The sequence below is a fragment of the Rhodoferax sp. genome (assembly GCF_044236835.1).
Taxonomy (GTDB): Bacteria; Pseudomonadota; Gammaproteobacteria; order Burkholderiales; family Burkholderiaceae_C; genus Allorhodoferax.
Window position 1 is genome coordinate 1 of sequence record NZ_JBIIGC010000024.1, and the last position, 16,578, is coordinate 16,578.

Consider the following 16,578-nt stretch of genomic DNA (forward strand, 5'->3'; position numbering starts at 1 on the left):
TTCTGGCGGAGCAGGCGGGATTCGAACCCGCGGTGGGTTTAACCCCACGCACGCTTTCCAGGCGTGTGACTTAAACCGCTCATCCACCGCTCCGAAGCCGCAGATTCTAACCTCATAAAAAGCCGCCACCTCCGCAGAGCGCGAGGTGTTCGCGTGGCATTCGACCGGGGCGGGTCAGGCGTTGGCGCGGCGGGCGACGTCGTGGCGCGTGATGGTGTAGCCCTGGGCGGTATAGGCCTTCCAGCGCGCCCGCGCGGAGTCGCGGTCTGGGCCGTCGTGGCTGACCACCTCGACCAGTCGCGCGAAGGACCCAAAACCCTCTGGAACATCGTCACCCAGGTTGAGCAAGACGGTTGCGCTGGCGTCGCGCCCCAGCATGGAGTCTGACAACACCACCGCAGAACGGGCGCGCACCTGGGGTGCGGCCGAGGCGGTGCAGTGCGCCACAAAGTCGGTGGCAGACAGGCCCCACAAATCGGCGTCCACGCGGGCCAGCAGCTCGGGTGGGGTCAGCACCCACACGCGGTGACCACTGGTGCTGGCCTTGCGCAAGATGCGGTAGGCATACGCGAGCCGGTCGGGCGCGCCAAAGTGAAACGCTATGTCGGTCACTGGACTGTGAACTCGGTCACCTGCTCCACCCGCACAACGCCGGGGGCTATTTGGCAGCGCGCACCGTGGCGGCAGACTGCGCAGCAGTCTGGGCCAGCAGGTACTCCACCAGCAAGCCCACGGGCCGGCCGGTGGCACCTTTGGCCGCGCCGCCGCGCCAAGCGGTGCCAGCAATGTCCAGGTGAGCCCAAGGGAACTTGGTGGCAAAGCGCTGCAAAAACTTGGCCGCGCTGATGGCGCCACCCGCGCGCCCGCCTACGTTGGCCACGTCGGCGTAGTGGGTCTTGAGGCCTTCGGCGTAATCGTCGTCCAGCGGCATGCGCCAGCAGAGGTCCTGGGCACGCTCACCTGCGGCGTGCAAGGCATCGGCCAGTGCGTCGCTGCCGCAGAAGAGGCCGCTGCGCACGTTGCCCAACGCAATCACGCAGGCACCGGTCAGGGTCGCAATGTCCACCACCGCAGTGGGCTTGAAACGCTCGGCGTAGGTCAGTGCGTCGCACAGCACCAGGCGGCCTTCGGCATCGGTGTTGAGGATTTCGATGGTTTGGCCGCTCATGCTAGTGACCACGTCGCCGGGTTTGACGGCGCTGCCGTTGATCAGGTTCTCGGTGGAGGCAATCAGGCCCACCACGTTCAGGCGCGGTTGCAGCTGGGCCAGCGCTGCAAACACACCCAAGACGCTGGCCGCGCCGGACATGTCGTACTTCATTTCGTCCATCTCCGGCGCGGGCTTGATCGAGATGCCGCCACTATCGAAGGTGATGCCCTTGCCCACCAGCACCACCGGGGCCTGTGCTTTGGGTGCGCCGGTGTACTTCAGCACGATGAAGCGCAGCGGTTGGTCCGAGCCTTGGGCCACCGCCATGAACGCGCCCATGCCAAGCTTGGCGACCTCTTTGGGTCCCAGCACCTCGCATTGCATGCCCGGGCCCTTGGCGAGCGCTTTGGCGGCCTTGGCCAGATCGGTAGGCGTGGCGTGGTTGGCCGGGCGGTTGGCCCATTCCTTGGCCAGCTCCACACCGGTGACGATGGCGCGGGCCCGGTCGAATTCGGTGCGCAGGTCCTCCGCGTTTTCAGCGAAGAAGCAGGCGGTGTGCACCGTGCGGGGTTCGGGCTTGCTCTTGGTGGTGGTGTAGCTGTAGGTCGCGTCCGAGATGGCCTGCACCACTGCGCGCAGCGCGCTGGCCGAAGGCGGCAGTCCAAAGGCGACGGTCAGCTGCTGGGGCGACGCAGACTTGAGGCCACCCAGGGCCGCTACCACCGCGCTGCGCATATGTTGCGAGCTGCCGTCACCCACTGCGGCCAGCACCACACGCCGGGCGACCAAGCCCTGTGGGCGGTACAGCGAGAGGGTTTTGCCGGGCTTGGCTGGCAGGTCGCCCGCCTTGGTGATGCCCGCAATGCACTGGGAGAGTTTGTCTTTGCCGGGCTTGAAGCCATCGGCCACCAGCACCAGCAGCGCATCGCATTCGTGTTGGGCCACCGCGGCCAGGCCTGCGGCCTTGAGTTCGACGTTCATAATTCGGTCCTTACCATCGCGCCATGTTATTCCATTCCACCATCCGCAAAGAGCTAGCCCGCAGTTTCGGCGCGACCCTGGTGGTGCTGGTGACGGTGGTGGTGACCATGACCCTGATCCGCACCGTAGGCGAGGCCTCACGCGGTACTTTCGACCCCACCGATGTGATGATCATCATGGGCTACACCGTGCTCTCGGACATGCCCACCATCCTGTCGATGTGCCTGTTCATCGCCATCCTCAGCGTGCTCACCCGCATGTTCCAAGACAGCGAAATGGTGATCTGGTTTGGCAGTGGCCGGGGGTTGGTGTCGTTTATACGGCCGCTGTTCAGGTTCGCCTGGCCGATTCTGGTGGTGATTTTTGTGCTTGCTTTCTTCTTGCTGCCCTACGCGTTTGGAGGCATCGAAGACCTGCGTGACCGCTACGAAAAGCGCAGTGACATTGCCCGCATTGAGCCGGGGCAGTTCCAAGAATCGGCCAGCGGCGACAGGGTGTTTTTCATCGAGCGCAACTCGGACGGCGCGCAATCGGGCAACAACGTATTCATTGCCACCAAAGAGGCCGACAAAGAAACTGTGACGTCGGCGCGCGCCGGCGAAGTGGAAGTGGTCGGCTCAGACCGCTTCTTGGTGCTCCATAACGGACAGCGGCTGGAGCGTACCCTGGGCAAGTCCGAGATCACGGTAAGCGAGTTTGAGCGCTACGGCGTGCGCATAGGCGCCGATGACGCATCGGCCCGCAGTTATGCGCCCGCTACCGCATCGACCACCCTGGACCTGCTGCGCGATCCTACGGCCAAGAACCTGGGGGAGCTGGCATGGCGCATCGGCTTGGTACTGGCGGCGATCAATTTCATCGTGATTGGGGTTGCCGCCTCCGGCATGAACCCACGTGCGGGCCGGGTGACCAACCTGGCCTTTGGCTTCCTCGCTTTCGTGGTGTATTTCAACCTGCTGATACTGGGCAAGAGCTGGATTGAATCGGGTCAGATTTCCTTTGGCCTGTACCTGGTGGCTTTGCATGGTGGGGCCTTGGCCCTGGGTCTGGCTTGGTTGGCCAAGCGGCACAACAACTGGGTGTTGCGGCTGCCGCGGCGCAAGGCGGACCCGGCATGAAAACGGTGCGCCGACTGCTGTACCGCGAGGTGCTGATTGCGGTGGCCTTGGTGACGCTGGGCTTCAACGCCTTGTTCTTCTTTTTCGACTTTGTGGAGGAGCTGCAGTCGGTCAATAGCATCCGCGCAGCGGGCTACCAGGTTCCACAGGCGCTGATTTACGTAGCCTTGTCCATGCCCAACCACCTGTACGAGCTGCTGCCCATCACCGTGTTGATCGGCACGATCTTCGTGATGGCCCGTCTGGCCCAAAGTTCTGAGTTCACGATCCTGCGTACCAGTGGGCTGGGGCCCTGGCGGGCCCTCAAAGCCCTGTTGATTTTGGGCATGGTGTTTGTGGTCTTTACCTTCGCGGTGGGCGACTACCTGGCACCGCTTGCGGACCGCACTGCGCAAATGCTCAAGTCGCAGTTTCGGGGGCAAATCACGGTGGGGAAAACCGGTGCCTGGCTCAAGGAGAAACAGGCTTACAGCAACTATGCGGTCAACGTGGGCGCGCTCTCGCCCGACGGCGGCATGAAGGACTTGCAGATTTTTGAGTTCGACAACCAGGGCCAAATCGTCTCCGTCACGCGCGCCGAGTCTGCGCAGTTTGGCAAGAACGATGACTGGCTCTTGGCCTCGGTCAAGCGCTCCGAGTTTGTGCTGGACGCTGGGCGGGCCAGCCGGGTCGACCACATTCAGGCTGAGAGCTTGCGCTGGCCCACGCTGGTCACCGCCGAGATGGTTTCGGCCGCGGTACTGCGGCCCGAGCGCATGGGCACCATCGCCCTGTTTCAGTACATGCGCCACCTCAATACCAATGGTCAGTCCGCACAGAAATACGAAATCCAGTTTTGGAAGAAGGTGTTCTACCCCCTGAGCTGCCTGGTCATGGTGGTGCTGGCGCTGCCGTTTGCCTACCTGCATTTCCGCTCCGGCGGCATCGCCAGCTATGTGTTTTGCGGGGTGATGGCGGGCATCAGCTTTGTGCTCTTGAACAACGTGCTGGGCGACCTGGGCACGCTGCAAGGCTGGCGGCCCTGGTTCACCGCGGCGCTGCCGGGGCTGATTTACTCGGTGCTCTCCCTCACCGCTTTTTCTTGGTTGGTACTGCGACGATGACCCTTGCCTCCCCCACTCCACCAACCGGCCTGGTGCTGTTTGCCCACGGCTCACGCGACCCGCTGTGGCACAAGCCCATCGAGGCAGTGGCCGCCACCTTACGCCGTACGCACCCGGCCGCGCCCGTGGCCTGCGCCTACCTGGAACTGAGCACGCCTGATCTGCCCAGCGCCTGCGCCGATCTGCTGGCGCAGGGCGTGGGGGCCATCACCATCGTGCCAATGTTTCTGGGCGTGGGCCGGCATGCGCGCGAGGACCTGCCGCAATTGGTGGCCGCGCTGCGCCAAAGCCACCCCGGCGTCGCCTTCGACCTGCGCCCGGCGGTGGGCGAAGACCCGCGGCTGGTGGAACTGCTGGCGTCGATCGCCGCCGAGGGCGTGTTGCGATAGACCGCTGGGGCATAATATTTTTCTTCTATAGAAGAAATTTGATATGAACCTCCACCAGTTCCGGTTTGTCCAAGAAGCGGTTCGCCGCAACCTCAACCTCACCGAAGCAGCCAAAGCGCTGCACACCTCGCAGCCAGGCGTGTCCAAAGCCATCATCGAACTCGAAGAAGAGCTGGGCATCGAAATATTTGCCCGCCACGGCAAGCGCCTCAAGCGCGTCACCGAGCCGGGACAGCATGTGCTCAAAAGCATTGAGCTGATATTGCGCGAGGTGGGCAACCTCAAGCGCATCGGCGAGCAGTTCAGCGCGCAAGACAGCGGCACTTTGTCGATTGCCACCACCCACACCCAGGCGCGCTACGTGCTACCCGAAAAGGTAGCTGCGCTGCGCACCGCCTTCCCCAAGGTCAATATCAGCCTGCACCAGGGCGCGCCCGACCAGGTGGCGCGCATGCTGATCGACGAAGTGGCAGAGATCGGCATCGCCACCGAGTCGCTGGCGGCCTACGCCGAGCTGGTCACCCTGCCCTGCTACGAATGGCAGCACATGCTGGTGCTGCCCAGCGAGCACCCGCTGGCACAGCAGGCGCACATCACGCTGGAAGACGTGGCCAAAGAACCGCTCATCACCTACCACCCCTCGTTCACCGGCCGCACCAAAATCGACGCCGCCTTTGCCAACCACCAGCTCGCACCCCGCGTGGCGCTGGAGGCGATCGACTCCGACGTGATCAAGACCTATGTGCGCCTGGGCCTGGGCGTGGGCATTGCCGCCGAAATGGCGGTGCAAGACGTGCTGGACGACTGCGCCCAACACGGCGGCAAAGGTGGTCTGGTGGCGCGCCCGGCCGGTCACCTATTTGGCACCAATGTGGCGCGAGTCGCCTTCAAGCGCAGCGCCTACCTGCGCAACTTTGTGTACACCTTTGCCGAGCTGCTCAGCAAGAACCTCAGCCGCAGACGCATTGCCGCCGCCATGGCGGGCACCGCCTTGGACCTCGAACCATGACCACACCGCACATCGAATCCCGCCTGCCCCAGGTGGGCACCACCATCTTCACCGTCATGTCCGGCTTGGCGGCCCAGCACCAAGCGGTGAATCTGGGCCAGGGCTTTCCAGACTTTGCCTGCGACCCGGCGCTGGTCGACCACGTCACTCAGGCCATGCAACACGGCCACAACCAGTACCCGCCCATGCCCGGCGTGCCCGCGCTGCGCCAAGCGGTGGCTAAAAAGATCGAGGCGCTGCACGCCCGCAGCTACCACCCAGACACCGAAATCACCATCACCGCCGGGGCCACCCAGGCCATCTTGACGGCGCTGCTGGCGGTGGTGCACCCAGGCGACGAGGTCATCGTGCTAGAGCCCTGCTACGACAGCTACGTGCCCAACATTGAGTTGGCAGGTGGCGTGGCGGTGCGGGTTCCACTCACACCCGGCAGCTTTCGGCCCGACTTCACCAAGATTGCAGCCGCCCTGTCGCCCCGCACCCGCGCCATCGTGATCAACAGCCCGCACAACCCCAGCGCCACCGTGTGGAGCCGCGCCGACATGCAGGCCCTAAGCGACCTGCTGGCGCCCACCCAGGTGCTGCTGATCAGCGACGAGGTCTACGAGCACATGGTGTTTGACGGCGCGCAGCACGAAAGCGCGGCGCGCTTTGCGGGCTTGGCAGAGCGCGCGTTCATCGTGTCGAGCTTTGGCAAAACCTTCCACGTCACCGGCTGGAAAGTCGGCACCGTAGCAGCCCCGGCTGCGCTGACCGCCGAGTTCCGCAAGGTGCACCAGTTCAATGTGTTCACCGTCAGCACCCCGGTGCAACACGCGCTGGCCAATTACCTGGCCAACCCCGCGCCTTACCTGGAGCTTGGCGGCTTCTACCAACACAAGCGCGACCTCTTTCGCACCGGCCTGCAACACACCCGCTTCAAACTGCTGCCCAGCGAAGGCAGCTACTTTCAGTGCGTGGATATTTCTGCGGTCAGCAACTTGGGCGAAGCCGAATTCTGCAAATGGCTGACCACGGAAATTGGCGTGGCGGCGATTCCGCTATCTGCGTTTTATGGCGGCGGCTTTGACCAAGGCGTGGTGCGCTTTTGCTTTGCCAAGCAGGATGCGACTTTGCAGACGGCGTTGGAGCGGCTGGCGCGGTTGTAGGGGGGCGCGGTGCACGGACTTATGGAACTTAGGCTGGTATGGGGATTGGGGGCAGGTCACGATGACATAACCGGACACATCGTAACTGCCATCGTCGTTACGAGGTGCTGTCACCGTATTGGCGGCTGTCAAACCAACATTGACGCCATTAACATAAGGAGTAACCACCGTCAGAACACGTGATGATTTACCCAGAATTGAAACTGCTTTAGTCATAACTTATAACTCCCTTTTTAACTTGCGATCACGAATAATTTCAGCGACAAATATAGGTCCGACCATCACCAGAATGAGGAATGAGAAAAACAAATATAATGGTCGAGTCTCCATTTTGTAATCGTTTGCTGCCTTGTCAAAATCTAATCCGATTCCATCGCCGCAATCAATTGCAAAAACTTGGTGTCTATCCTTAATGCCGAACTTGACAGGTCTACTCCATATCTGACAATAGCGACCCACGAGTCGACGCTGATCATTCAATGAGATAACCGAGTATTCATCGCGCTCTTTGTATATTTGCGTGTTCGGAAACTCCACCCAACTGCTGTTACCGTCCGGCCAGAGCACTCGCAATTGTGGGTGTAGCCGTTGCCAAGACAAAACCTTCACAACCTGATTCTGGAGTTCATGTATTTCCGGTGGAGGATTAAGATACACAAACAAACGAAGTAAACCAAAAAAACCCAGTATCACCGTCATGAATAGCAAGGTTAGTTGATACTTCATTAGCCACGACTTCTTGGCCACTGGCGGTTGTGGCTCAGGAGACGGTGAAGCAGTTTGGCGCCAGTTTCGTCCTGGATCATTGGAATCAGAAGGACGCTCGGTGTTGTGAAGAGACATCGTCGACTGCCCTTGCTTTTGAATACATAACGAAACAACCACGTGCCAAACATTGGCGCTTTAACGCCTCTCCTAAGACGCTGGCCATTCACCCCTCCCTTTGTGAAATTTTGAACATTCTGCCGTAACTTTTCGCGATTTTTGTGAATTTTTTCTACCATTTCACGCTGCACCGCAACACCACGACAAGACCTGTCCCAGTCTTCCGCAGCGGACTGCCACCCACCATCTCTCACACATCCCCTTGCACCCCCTGGTGCTGTTACTTGACCCGCAGAATCGCATCGCAACCGCCCGCGAAGCCCCACCAACCGATCACACCCACTCACCCCCACACATCCCATGCCCACCACCAACCCCCACGTCCTCTACATCGCCGCCCTAGCCACCCTTCTGTGGACCACCACCTCACTCACCCAGGCACAAACTCTCGCCAAACCGATAGCCCAAGCCAACCCCCAGCCCCTCACCCCCCAACCCATAGCCCGCAACCTACAAAACCCCTGGTCCCTAGCCTTCCTCCCCAGTGGCGAATTCCTAGTCACCGAGCGCCCCGGGCGCCTGCGCGTGGTCGCAGCCAACGGCGCTTTGGGCGCGCCAGTGCAAGGCGTGCCCGAGGTGGCGGCCGGTGGCCAAGGCGGTTTGCTCGATGTAGTGGTTGATGCCGACTTCGCCAGCAACCGCACGCTGTACTTTTGCTTTAGCGAGCCGGGCGTGGGCGGCAACAGCACCGCTTTGGCGCGCGCGCAGCTCGCGCGCAACCCAGACCGGCTGGAGAACCTGCGCGTGGTCTTTAGCCAGCGGCCCAAGGTGGCCAGCAGCGCGCACTTTGGCTGCCGCATCGTGGAGGGCCGCACCGCGCAGGGGCAGCCCGACGGCACGCTGTTCATGACGCTGGGCGATCGCTTCTCGCGCAGCCAAGACGCCCAAACCCTGGACAACCACCACGGCAAAGTGATTCGCATCCACAAAGACGGCAGCGTGCCCGCAGACAACCCGCTGGTGCAGCGCGCAGGCGCCCTGCCCGAGATTTGGAGCTGGGGCCACCGCAACCCGCAAGGCGCAACGCTGGCACCCGACGGCAAGCTCTGGGTGCACGAGCACGGGCCGCAGGGCGGCGACGAGATCAATGTGCCGCTGCCCGGGCGCAACTACGGCTGGCCCGCCATCAGCTACGGGGTGCACTACGGCGGCGCCAAGATTGGCGACGGCGCCACGGCCAAAGCCGGCCTGGAGCAGCCGCTGCACTACTGGACGCCATCGATTGCGCCCTCGGGCATGGCGTTTGTCACCAGCGAGCGCTATGGCAAAGACTGGGCGGGCAACCTGGTCGTGGCCTCGCTCAAATTCGGTCGCCTGCACCGCCTGGAACTCGCGCAGCCCTTCGCCGGCAAAGTAGTGCGCGAAACCACGCTGCTAACCGACCTGGGTCAACGCATCCGCGATGTGCGCCAGGGGCCCGATGGCCTGCTGTATGTGCTCACCGACCAAAGCAACGGGCAGTTGCTGCGGCTCTTGCCGCAAGCAGGGCAGTAAGTATCGCGGTAGCCCTACCCCAACTGCCCCCAAGCCTTCTCCAGCCGCTTGACGCTCACCGGCTGCGGCGTGCGCAGCTCTTGCGCAAAAAAGCTCACCCGCAGTTCTTCGAGCAGCCAGCGGAACTCCAGCATGCGCTCGTCGGCCACGCCTTTGCGCTCGGCCACCAGCCGCCAGTAGCGTTGCTCCAGCGGGCGCAGTTCGGCCAGGCGGGCGGCGTCGCGCATTGGGTCGGCGCGCAGCTTGTCCAGGCGCAAAGTGATGGCCTTGAGGTAGCGCGGCAGGTGCTGCAAGCGCTCCCAGGGCGTGGCCTGCAAAAACTGTTTGGGCACCAGCCGCTGCAACTGCTGCGCGGCGTCTTGCACGGCGTCGCTCGCGAGCTTGGTGTCTTTGATCTTGCGGGCCGCAATGGCGTGCTCTTGCAGCACCACGCCAGCCAGCCGCGCCACCTCGTTGGCGATCAAGGTAAGCCGTCCGCGCCCCTCGTCGGTGCGGCGCTTGAAGGCCTGCGCGTCGGTAGGTAGCGGCTCTTGCACAAAGGCGCGGTCCAGCGCCACAGCGATGATGTGTGCGCGCAGCTCCTCCAACGTGCCGCCATTGACACTGTCTTTACCGCCGTCTTTGCCAGCGTGCGATTTGCCAACCTGCATGTAGGCCACGGCCATGGTTTGCAGGTCGGGGATGTTTTTCTCCAGGTACTTGAGCGCGTCTTTGAGCTGCAGCGCAAACAGGCGGCGCAGGCCGGCACGGTGCTTGGCGCCGGCCACCTCGGGCTCATCAAACACCTCCACCGTCACCGCATCGCCCGCGTCGATCAGCGCCGGAAAACCCACCAGCGTTTGGCCTCCTTTGCGGATTTCGAGCAGCTCGGGCAACTCACCAAAAGTCCACGCGGTGTGGCGCTGCGCCAGCACGGCTGCAGGCGCGCTTGCAGCAGAAGGTTGACCAGGATTTGCGCCACCCACTGCCGCCGGGCTTGCAGCAGCAGTGCCATGTTTTGCACGGGTGTCTACCCCCTTGCCCACGCCATGCGAAGCCGCAGGCGCGTCCTGCGCCGCTGGCGCTGCATCCTCCTGCCCAGCCACTTGGCTCGCCTGCCCCATCTTCAGCGCCGCCAGCGCCTGGAACGCGCCGCGCGCCTGCTGGCCCCACTCGGCCTTGAGCGCGCCCAGGTTGCGGCCTTGGCCGAGCTGGCGGCCGTGTTCGTCCACCACCCGAAAGTTCATGAACAGGTGGGGCGACAGCATGTCCACCTTGATGTCGGCGCGCACCACGTCGATGGAGGTGGCCTCGCGCACCAGCTTGAGCAGCGCGCCCACCAAGTCACCGGCACCAAAAGCCTCGGGCGCATTCAGCGCCTGCGCAAAACGCGCCGCCGTGTCGGGCAGTGGCACCAGGCGCGAGCGCGGGCGCTGGTGCAAGGTTTTGAGCAGCGCCTGCACCTTGTCTTTGAGCATGCCCGGCACCAGCCACTCGCAGCGCTCCTCGTTGACCTGGTTGAGCACAAACAGCGGCACCGTCACCGTGAGCCCATCGCGCGCATCGCCCGGCTCGTGCAGGTAGGTGGCGGCGCAGTCCACGCCGCCCAGCCGAATGGTTTTGGGAAACGACGCCGTGGTGATGCCCGCAGCCTCATGGCGCATCAGCTCCTCGCGGGTCAGGCGCAAGAGCGTGCTCTCGCGCCGCCCACCGGCTTGCTGCGGGTTGTACTGCGGCTTCTTGGACTCCTCGCGGTACCAGCGCTCCAGGCTGTGGCCGCTGCACACATCGGCGGGCAGCTGCTGGTCGTAAAACGCGTAGATCAACTCGTCATCCACCAACACATCCTGGCGGCGCGCTTTGTGCTCCAGGTCTTCCACCTGTGCGATGAGCTTGTGGTTGGCCGCCAAAAACGGCAGCATGGTCTCCCACTGCTGGCCCACCAAAGCCTCGCGGATAAAGATCTCCCGCGCGCCCTGCAAATCCACCCGGCTGTAATTCACCCGCCGCCCGCTGTACACCACGATGCCGTACAGCGTGGCCCGCTCCAGCGCCACCACCTCGGCCGCTTTTTTTTCCCAGTGCGGGTCCAGCAACTGCTTTTTCAGCAGATGGCCACCCACCTGCTCCAGCCACTGCGGCTCGATGGCCGCAATGCCGCGCCCAAACAAGCGCGTGGTCTCCACCAACTCCGCCGCCACAATCCAGCGCCCCGGCTTCTTGACCAAATGCGCGCCGGGATGCGGAAAAAACTTGATGCCCCGCGCACCCAAGTAATCGCCTGTCGCCCCATCGCCCTCCAGCTTGCAACCCACATTGCCCAGCAGGCCCGCGAGCATGCTCAAGTGCAATTGCTCATAACTGGCCGGCGCGGTGTTGACACGCCACCCGTGCTCGGCCACCACCGTCAACAACTGGCTGTGAATGTCCCGCCACTCGCGCACCCGGCGGATATTGATGAAGTTCTGCCGCAACAACTGCTCGTACTGCCGGTTGCTCAGTTTGTGCGATGGCGCAGGGCCTGCGCCCCGCGCCTCATGAATCCACTTCCACAAGCGCAGGTACCCCGAAAACTCGCTCTTCTCATCGTCAAACTTCGCGTGCGCCTGATCTGCCTGCTGCTGCACCTCCATCGGCCGGTCGCGCACATCCTGCATGCTCAACGCGCTGGCAATCACCAACACCTCATCCAAAGCCTGGCGCGTGCGCGCCTCCAAAATCATGCGCCCCACGCGCGGGTCCAGCGGCAGGCGCGCCAACTCCGCGCCCATGGGCGTGAGCTCGTTGGCATCGTCCACCGCGCCCAGCTCGTTGAGCAGCTGGTAGCCGTCGGCAATCGCGCGCCCCGACGGGCTCTCGATAAACGGAAAGTCCTCCACCACGCCCAGCCGCAGCGACTTCATCCGCAATATCACCCCGGCCAAGGAGCTGCGCAAAATCTCGGGGTCGGTGAACCGGGGGCGGCCATCAAAATCCGTCTGCTCGTACAGGCGGATGCAAATGCCGTTGGCCACCCGGCCGCAGCGCCCGGCGCGCTGGTTGGCCGAGCTTTGGCTGATCGGCTCCACCAAGAGCTGCTCCACCTTGCTGCGAAAGCTGTAGCGCTTGATGCGCGCGGTGCCGGCGTCAATCACGTAGCGGATACCCGGCACCGTGAGCGAAGTCTCTGCCACGTTGGTGGCCAACACAATGCGCCGCCCGGTGTGGCCATCAAAAATGCGGTCCTGCTCGGCCTGGCTGAGGCGCGCAAACAGCGGCAGCACCTCGGCGCTGCGCATCAGAGGCTGGTGGCTCAGGTGGCGGCGCAGGTGGTCTGCGGCCTCGCGGATCTCGCGCTCACCAGGCAAGAACACCAGTATGTCGCCCGCGTTGTGCACATCGCGCCAAAGCTCGTCTACCCCATCGGCGATCGCGCTGTTGAGGTCGTACTCGCGGCTTTCTTCAAATGGCCGGTAGCGCTGCTCCACGGGGAACATGCGACCAGACACCATGATCACTGGCGCTGGACCGTTGACTGACTTGAAGTGCTCTGCAAACCTCTGCGCGTCGATGGTGGCAGAGGTGACGATGACTTTGAGGTCGGGGCGGCGCGGAAGGATTTGGCGCAGGTAACCCAGCAAAAAGTCGATGTTGAGCGAGCGCTCGTGGGCCTCGTCGATGATCAGGGTGTCGTAGGCCAGCAGCAGCGGGTCGGTCTGGGTTTCGGCCAGCAAGATGCCGTCGGTCATCAGCTTGACGGAGGCATCTGCGCCCAGCCGGTCTTGAAAGCGCACCTTGAAACCCACCACCTCGCCCAGGGGCGTTTTCAGTTCTTCGGCGATGCGCTTGGCCACGCTGGAGGCAGCAATGCGACGCGGCTGGGTGTGGCCGATGAGTTTGCCGCGCTGGCCTGCCGGGTAGTTGAGCCGTCCACGCCCCATAGCCAGCGCAATCTTGGGCAGCTGGGTGGTTTTGCCCGAGCCGGTTTCACCACAGACGATGACCACTTGGTGCGCTGCAATCGCATCCATGATCTCCTGGCGCTTGCCGGATACCGGGAGCGCGTCGGGGAAATCGATTTGAATGGGGCTGGCTGGCAAGGGGCGCACTTGGTAGAGAATTGGCGATTATCCCTGCCCACTGGTGGTCACAAGCCAGCCCCTTGCACCTCGACCATGACCTCTGTTTTCAACTTCACTTTCGTGCCCTGGTTCAGGTCGGTTGCGCCCTACATCCACAAGTTTCGCAACCAAACCTTTGTGGTGGGCATTGCCGGCGAGGCGATTGCAGCGGGCAAGCTTCCGCACCTTGCCCAAGACTTGGCGATGATCCAAAGCATGGGCGTCAAGGTGGTGCTGGTGCACGGATTTCGCCCCCAAGTCAACGAGCAACTGCGCGCCAAAGGCCACACGCCGCGATACTCGCACGGCATGCGCATCACCGATGAGATATCGCTGGACTGCGCGCAAGAGGCCGCCGGCCAGCTGCGCTACGAGATCGAGGCGGCGTTCAGCCAGGGGCTGCCCAACACGCCAATGGCGGACTCGACCATTCGCGTTATTTCAGGCAACTTCATCACGGCGCGGCCGGTGGGCATCGTGGACGGGGTGGATTTCCAGCACTCCGGGCTGGTACGCAAGGTCGATATTGCAGGCATCACCCGCACCCTGGACATGGGCGCCATGGTGCTGCTCTCGCCATTTGGCTTTTCGCCCACGGGCGATGCGTTTAACCTGAACATGGAAGAAGTCGCCACCTCGGTGGCCAGCGCGCTGCAGGCCGACAAACTGATTTTTCTGACCGAGGTGCCCGGCATCCGCACGCGCCCCAACGACCCGCCGGACGATGACAACCCCATCGACACCGAGCTACCCCTGGCCGACGCCGAGCGCTTGCTGGCCGAACTACCGCCCGCCACCGGGCCGCTGGACGTACCGTTTTACCTGCAGCACTGCGTACGTGCCTGCAAGGCGGGCGTGGAGCGCAGCCACATCATTCCGTTTTCGGTGGACGGCGCGATCTTGCTGGAGGTCTATGTGCACGACGGCATCGGCACCATGGTGGTCGATGAAAAGCTGGAGAGCCTGCGCGAGGCGGTGGTAGACGACGTAGGCGGCATCGTGCAACTGATTGAGCCTTTTGAGCGCGACGGCACGCTGGTCAAGCGCAGCCGCACCGAGATTGAGCGCGACGTAGGCAACTACACCATCCTGGAGCACGACGGCGTCATCTTCGCCTGCGCCGCGCTCTACCCTTACCCCGAGGCCAAAACCGCTGAGATGGCAGCGCTCACCGTGTCACCCGAGGTGCAGGGCCAGGGCGATGGCGAGCGGGTGCTCAAGCGCATCGAACAGCGCGCCCGCGCCGCCGGGCTGGAGAGCATTTTTGTGCTGACCACGCGCACCATGCACTGGTTCATCAAACGCGGCTTCGTGCAGGTCGAGCCCGACTGGCTGCCCGAAGCGCGCAAACGCAAAACCAACTGGGATCGTAGAAGCCAAGTCTTGCTCAAACGGCTATGAGTGGGGGCGGCACGGGCGGTGACTGCGGCGCGGTAGAGAAGTGCGGCAATGCCCACTGGTGCAAGACTGGCAGCGCCCATGTAGCTGCCACATCCGGCCGCTTGCGCCGCACAGGCGGCGCCATGCTGGCGGCGTTGTTATTGCTTGCCTGCGCGCCACTGCCACCGAGCGCACGCGCAGGTGGGCCAGCGGTGCTGGTCAATTCCTTAGGGATGTCGATGGTGCGCCTGCCTGCGGGCGAGTTTTTGATGGGCAACGGTGAGTCATTGGACTCGCTGCACCATGACTTCCCCGGCATGGGCCTGGAGCGCCTGCGCGAACTTAGCGACGAAGCGCCGGCGCACAAGGTGCGCATCACCCGCGACTTCTATATGGGCGCCACCGAGGTCACGGTGGCGCAGTTCCGCCGGTTTGTGGAGCGCTCGGGGTATGTGCCTGAATCGATTGCGGATGGCACCGGGGGCTATGGCTACAACCCGCAGTACGACCGGGCCACCTCCAAGCGCGGCGACGCTTTTGAAGGCCGTGACCCCCGCTACAGCTGGCTGCAACCCGGCTTTGCGCAAACCGACAGCCACCCGGTGGTCAACATCACTTGGAACGACGCGCAGGCCCTGGCCCAGTGGCTCAGCCAGCAAGAAGGCCGCCGCTACCAATTGCCCACCGAGGCCCAGTGGGAGTACGCCGCACGCGCGGGCACCCGCACCCGCTACCACAGCGGCGACGCGCCGCAGTCGCTGGGCCAGGTGGCCAACACCTTTGACCAATCCGCACGAGCCTACTGGAGCGAGTTCGCCGCGCACGCGCTGCCCTTGTCGGACGGCTTTGCCTTCACCTCGCCGGTGGCCAGTTTTGCACCCAACGCCTGGGGCTTGTACGACATGCATGGCAACGTGTGGGAATGGACGCAAGACCTGTACGGCGCCGACTACTACGCCAAGTCGCCGGTGAATGACCCCACTGGCCCCACAGAAGGCGGCGAGTACGTGCGCCGGGGCGGCTCTTGGCACACCTGGGCGCTGTATGCGCGGTCCAGCTACCGCAACTGGAACTCGCCGCAGACCCGCTACACCCTGGTGGGCATGCGCCTAGTCATGCAGCCTTGAGTCTCACATTGGGCCCGACGCTCGCCCCTTCACCCCCGCCGCACGTGGCGCACCAGCATCCAGCCGGCCAGCAGCGCCACGACCATGAACCAAGCGAAGGCCCAGTTGGCAATCGTGCCGCCTAAAAAGGTCCAATCGATCTTGCTGCAGTCGCCGCTGCCCCGAAACACCATGGGCAAGACCCGCTCCAGCGGGAAGGTGTCGATCATGCCCCACAGGTCGCGTCCGCACGAAGCCACCTCGGGCGGGTACCACTGCAGCCAGCTTTGCCGCGCTGCCACCCCCGCACCGGCCAAACCGAACACCACCAAGAGCAGCGCCCCGGCACGGTGCCAACCGCTGCGGCGGGCACAAGCAGCCAGCGCGGCCACCAGCGCCAGCAGCACCAAGGCGTAGCGCTGCACGATGCACATCGGGCACGGCTCCAGCCCCACCACGTGCTGCAACACCATGCCGTAGCCCAGCATCGCCACGCACAGCACGCTGATGAGTGCAAACACGCGCCGGGGGGCGTAGTCCAGGGTTTCGGTGAGTAGGTTCATGGTCCAGTTCTCTAGGCTGTGGGACGGTGGCGCCGTGGGGCTGTGCGCGGCAGCATGCTTAGCAACGCCATGCTGCAATGCAACGCAGGCCAGATTATTGCGCCGAGCCGGTGGCCCCTGACGCCGCCTAGGCATCTGGCAAAGCGAATAAGATCGCGGCCACTGTTTTCAAC

At 63.5% G+C, this 16,578-nt stretch carries 13 protein-coding genes and 1 tRNA gene; 8 read left to right on the top strand and 6 right to left on the bottom strand.

Translation table 11 applies throughout. The annotated features are described in order from the left end of the window. Positions 1 to 3: 3 nt before the first annotated feature. The 3 genes from ACILRC_RS13730 to ACILRC_RS13740 all read right to left on the bottom strand — a co-directional run bounded on the left by ACILRC_RS13730 (position 4) and on the right by ACILRC_RS13740 (position 2,131). A tRNA-Ser gene (locus ACILRC_RS13730) sits at positions 4 to 93 on the bottom strand. 81 nt (positions 94 to 174) lie between these two features. Beyond that, positions 175 to 612, bottom strand: coding sequence for a DNA polymerase III subunit chi (locus ACILRC_RS13735; RefSeq protein ID WP_395669944.1), 438 nt, complete (start codon positions 610 to 612; stop codon positions 175 to 177). Positions 613 to 658: 46 nt separating this feature from the next. Beyond that, complete coding sequence (locus tag ACILRC_RS13740; RefSeq protein WP_395669945.1) at positions 659 to 2,131, bottom strand: leucyl aminopeptidase; 1,473 nt, start codon at positions 2,129 to 2,131, stop codon at positions 659 to 661. 23 nt (positions 2,132 to 2,154) lie between these two features. Here ACILRC_RS13740 and lptF point away from each other — a divergent pair, with 23 nt between their 5' ends. From lptF to ACILRC_RS13765, 5 genes are read left to right on the top strand one after another with little or no spacing between them, the layout of a single operon-like run. Then, positions 2,155 to 3,249, top strand: coding sequence for an LPS export ABC transporter permease LptF (gene lptF, locus ACILRC_RS13745; RefSeq protein ID WP_395669946.1), 1,095 nt, complete (start codon positions 2,155 to 2,157; stop codon positions 3,247 to 3,249). Beyond that, positions 3,246 to 4,352 (top strand): LPS export ABC transporter permease LptG, encoded by a 1,107-nt coding sequence (gene lptG / locus ACILRC_RS13750; protein WP_395669947.1) that lies wholly within the window; start codon positions 3,246 to 3,248, stop codon positions 4,350 to 4,352. The genes lptF and lptG overlap by 4 nt, the downstream gene beginning before the upstream one ends. Continuing rightward, on the top strand, positions 4,349 to 4,741 hold the full coding sequence (locus ACILRC_RS13755; RefSeq protein ID WP_395669948.1) for a sirohydrochlorin chelatase: 393 nt from the start codon (positions 4,349 to 4,351) through the stop codon (positions 4,739 to 4,741). Before lptG ends, ACILRC_RS13755 begins: the two co-directional genes overlap by 4 nt. Positions 4,742 to 4,784: 43 nt before the next feature. After that, positions 4,785 to 5,750 carry a CysB family HTH-type transcriptional regulator gene (locus ACILRC_RS13760; RefSeq protein ID WP_395669949.1) on the top strand — a complete coding sequence of 322 codons (966 nt, stop codon included), beginning with the start codon at positions 4,785 to 4,787 and terminating at the stop codon, positions 5,748 to 5,750. Beyond that, positions 5,747 to 6,898 carry a pyridoxal phosphate-dependent aminotransferase gene (locus ACILRC_RS13765; RefSeq protein ID WP_395669950.1) on the top strand — a complete coding sequence of 384 codons (1,152 nt, stop codon included), beginning with the start codon at positions 5,747 to 5,749 and terminating at the stop codon, positions 6,896 to 6,898. Before ACILRC_RS13760 ends, ACILRC_RS13765 begins: the two co-directional genes overlap by 4 nt. A gap of 219 nt (positions 6,899 to 7,117) precedes the next feature. Here ACILRC_RS13765 and ACILRC_RS13770 read toward each other — a convergent pair whose 3' ends face one another. After that, on the bottom strand, positions 7,118 to 7,741 hold the full coding sequence (locus ACILRC_RS13770; protein WP_395669951.1) for a hypothetical protein: 624 nt from the start codon (positions 7,739 to 7,741) through the stop codon (positions 7,118 to 7,120). 342 nt (positions 7,742 to 8,083) lie between these two features. On the opposite strand from ACILRC_RS13770, the gene ACILRC_RS13775 reads away from it, so the two are divergent. Further along, entirely contained in the window at positions 8,084 to 9,277 is a 1,194-nt protein-coding gene (locus ACILRC_RS13775; protein WP_395669952.1) for a PQQ-dependent sugar dehydrogenase, read from the top strand. 14 nt (positions 9,278 to 9,291) lie between these two features. Here the strand turns inward: ACILRC_RS13775 and hrpA are convergent, their stop codons facing one another. Next, positions 9,292 to 13,266 carry an ATP-dependent RNA helicase HrpA gene (gene hrpA / locus ACILRC_RS13780; protein WP_395669982.1) on the bottom strand — a complete coding sequence of 1,325 codons (3,975 nt, stop codon included), beginning with the start codon at positions 13,264 to 13,266 and terminating at the stop codon, positions 9,292 to 9,294. 144 nt (positions 13,267 to 13,410) lie between these two features. On the opposite strand from hrpA, the gene argA reads away from it, so the two are divergent. Continuing rightward, entirely contained in the window at positions 13,411 to 14,757 is a 1,347-nt protein-coding gene (gene argA, locus ACILRC_RS13785) for an amino-acid N-acetyltransferase (protein WP_395669953.1), read from the top strand. Between the two features lie 122 nt (positions 14,758 to 14,879). After that, positions 14,880 to 15,863 (top strand): formylglycine-generating enzyme family protein, encoded by a 984-nt coding sequence (locus tag ACILRC_RS13790; RefSeq protein ID WP_395669983.1) that lies wholly within the window; start codon positions 14,880 to 14,882, stop codon positions 15,861 to 15,863. A gap of 29 nt (positions 15,864 to 15,892) precedes the next feature. Here ACILRC_RS13790 and ACILRC_RS13795 read toward each other — a convergent pair whose 3' ends face one another. Beyond that, a complete protein-coding gene (locus ACILRC_RS13795) occupies positions 15,893 to 16,405 on the bottom strand; it encodes a disulfide bond formation protein B (protein ID WP_395669954.1) in 513 nt (170 codons plus the stop codon). Positions 16,406 to 16,578: the final 173 nt, after the last annotated feature.

Bases quoted from the DNA above. Each gene is read 5' to 3' on its own strand.
- lptG (WP_395669947.1), top strand. From the start codon at position 3,246: ATGAAAACGGTGCGCCGACTGCTGTACCGCGAGGTGCTGATTGCGGTG.
- lptF (WP_395669946.1), top strand. From the start codon at position 2,155: ATGTTATTCCATTCCACCATCCGCAAAGAGCTAGCCCGCAGTTTCGGC.
- ACILRC_RS13790 (WP_395669983.1), top strand. From the start codon at position 14,880: ATGCTGGCGGCGTTGTTATTGCTTGCCTGCGCGCCACTGCCACCGAGC.
- hrpA (WP_395669982.1), bottom strand. From the start codon at position 13,266: ATGGATGCGATTGCAGCGCACCAAGTGGTCATCGTCTGTGGTGAAACC.
- argA (WP_395669953.1), top strand. From the start codon at position 13,411: ATGACCTCTGTTTTCAACTTCACTTTCGTGCCCTGGTTCAGGTCGGTT.
- ACILRC_RS13740 (WP_395669945.1), bottom strand. From the start codon at position 2,131: ATGAACGTCGAACTCAAGGCCGCAGGCCTGGCCGCGGTGGCCCAACAC.
- ACILRC_RS13770 (WP_395669951.1), bottom strand. From the start codon at position 7,741: ATGTCTCTTCACAACACCGAGCGTCCTTCTGATTCCAATGATCCAGGA.
- ACILRC_RS13795 (WP_395669954.1), bottom strand. From the start codon at position 16,405: ATGAACCTACTCACCGAAACCCTGGACTACGCCCCCCGGCGCGTGTTT.
- ACILRC_RS13775 (WP_395669952.1), top strand. From the start codon at position 8,084: ATGCCCACCACCAACCCCCACGTCCTCTACATCGCCGCCCTAGCCACC.
- ACILRC_RS13760 (WP_395669949.1), top strand. From the start codon at position 4,785: ATGAACCTCCACCAGTTCCGGTTTGTCCAAGAAGCGGTTCGCCGCAAC.
- ACILRC_RS13765 (WP_395669950.1), top strand. From the start codon at position 5,747: ATGACCACACCGCACATCGAATCCCGCCTGCCCCAGGTGGGCACCACC.
- ACILRC_RS13755 (WP_395669948.1), top strand. From the start codon at position 4,349: ATGACCCTTGCCTCCCCCACTCCACCAACCGGCCTGGTGCTGTTTGCC.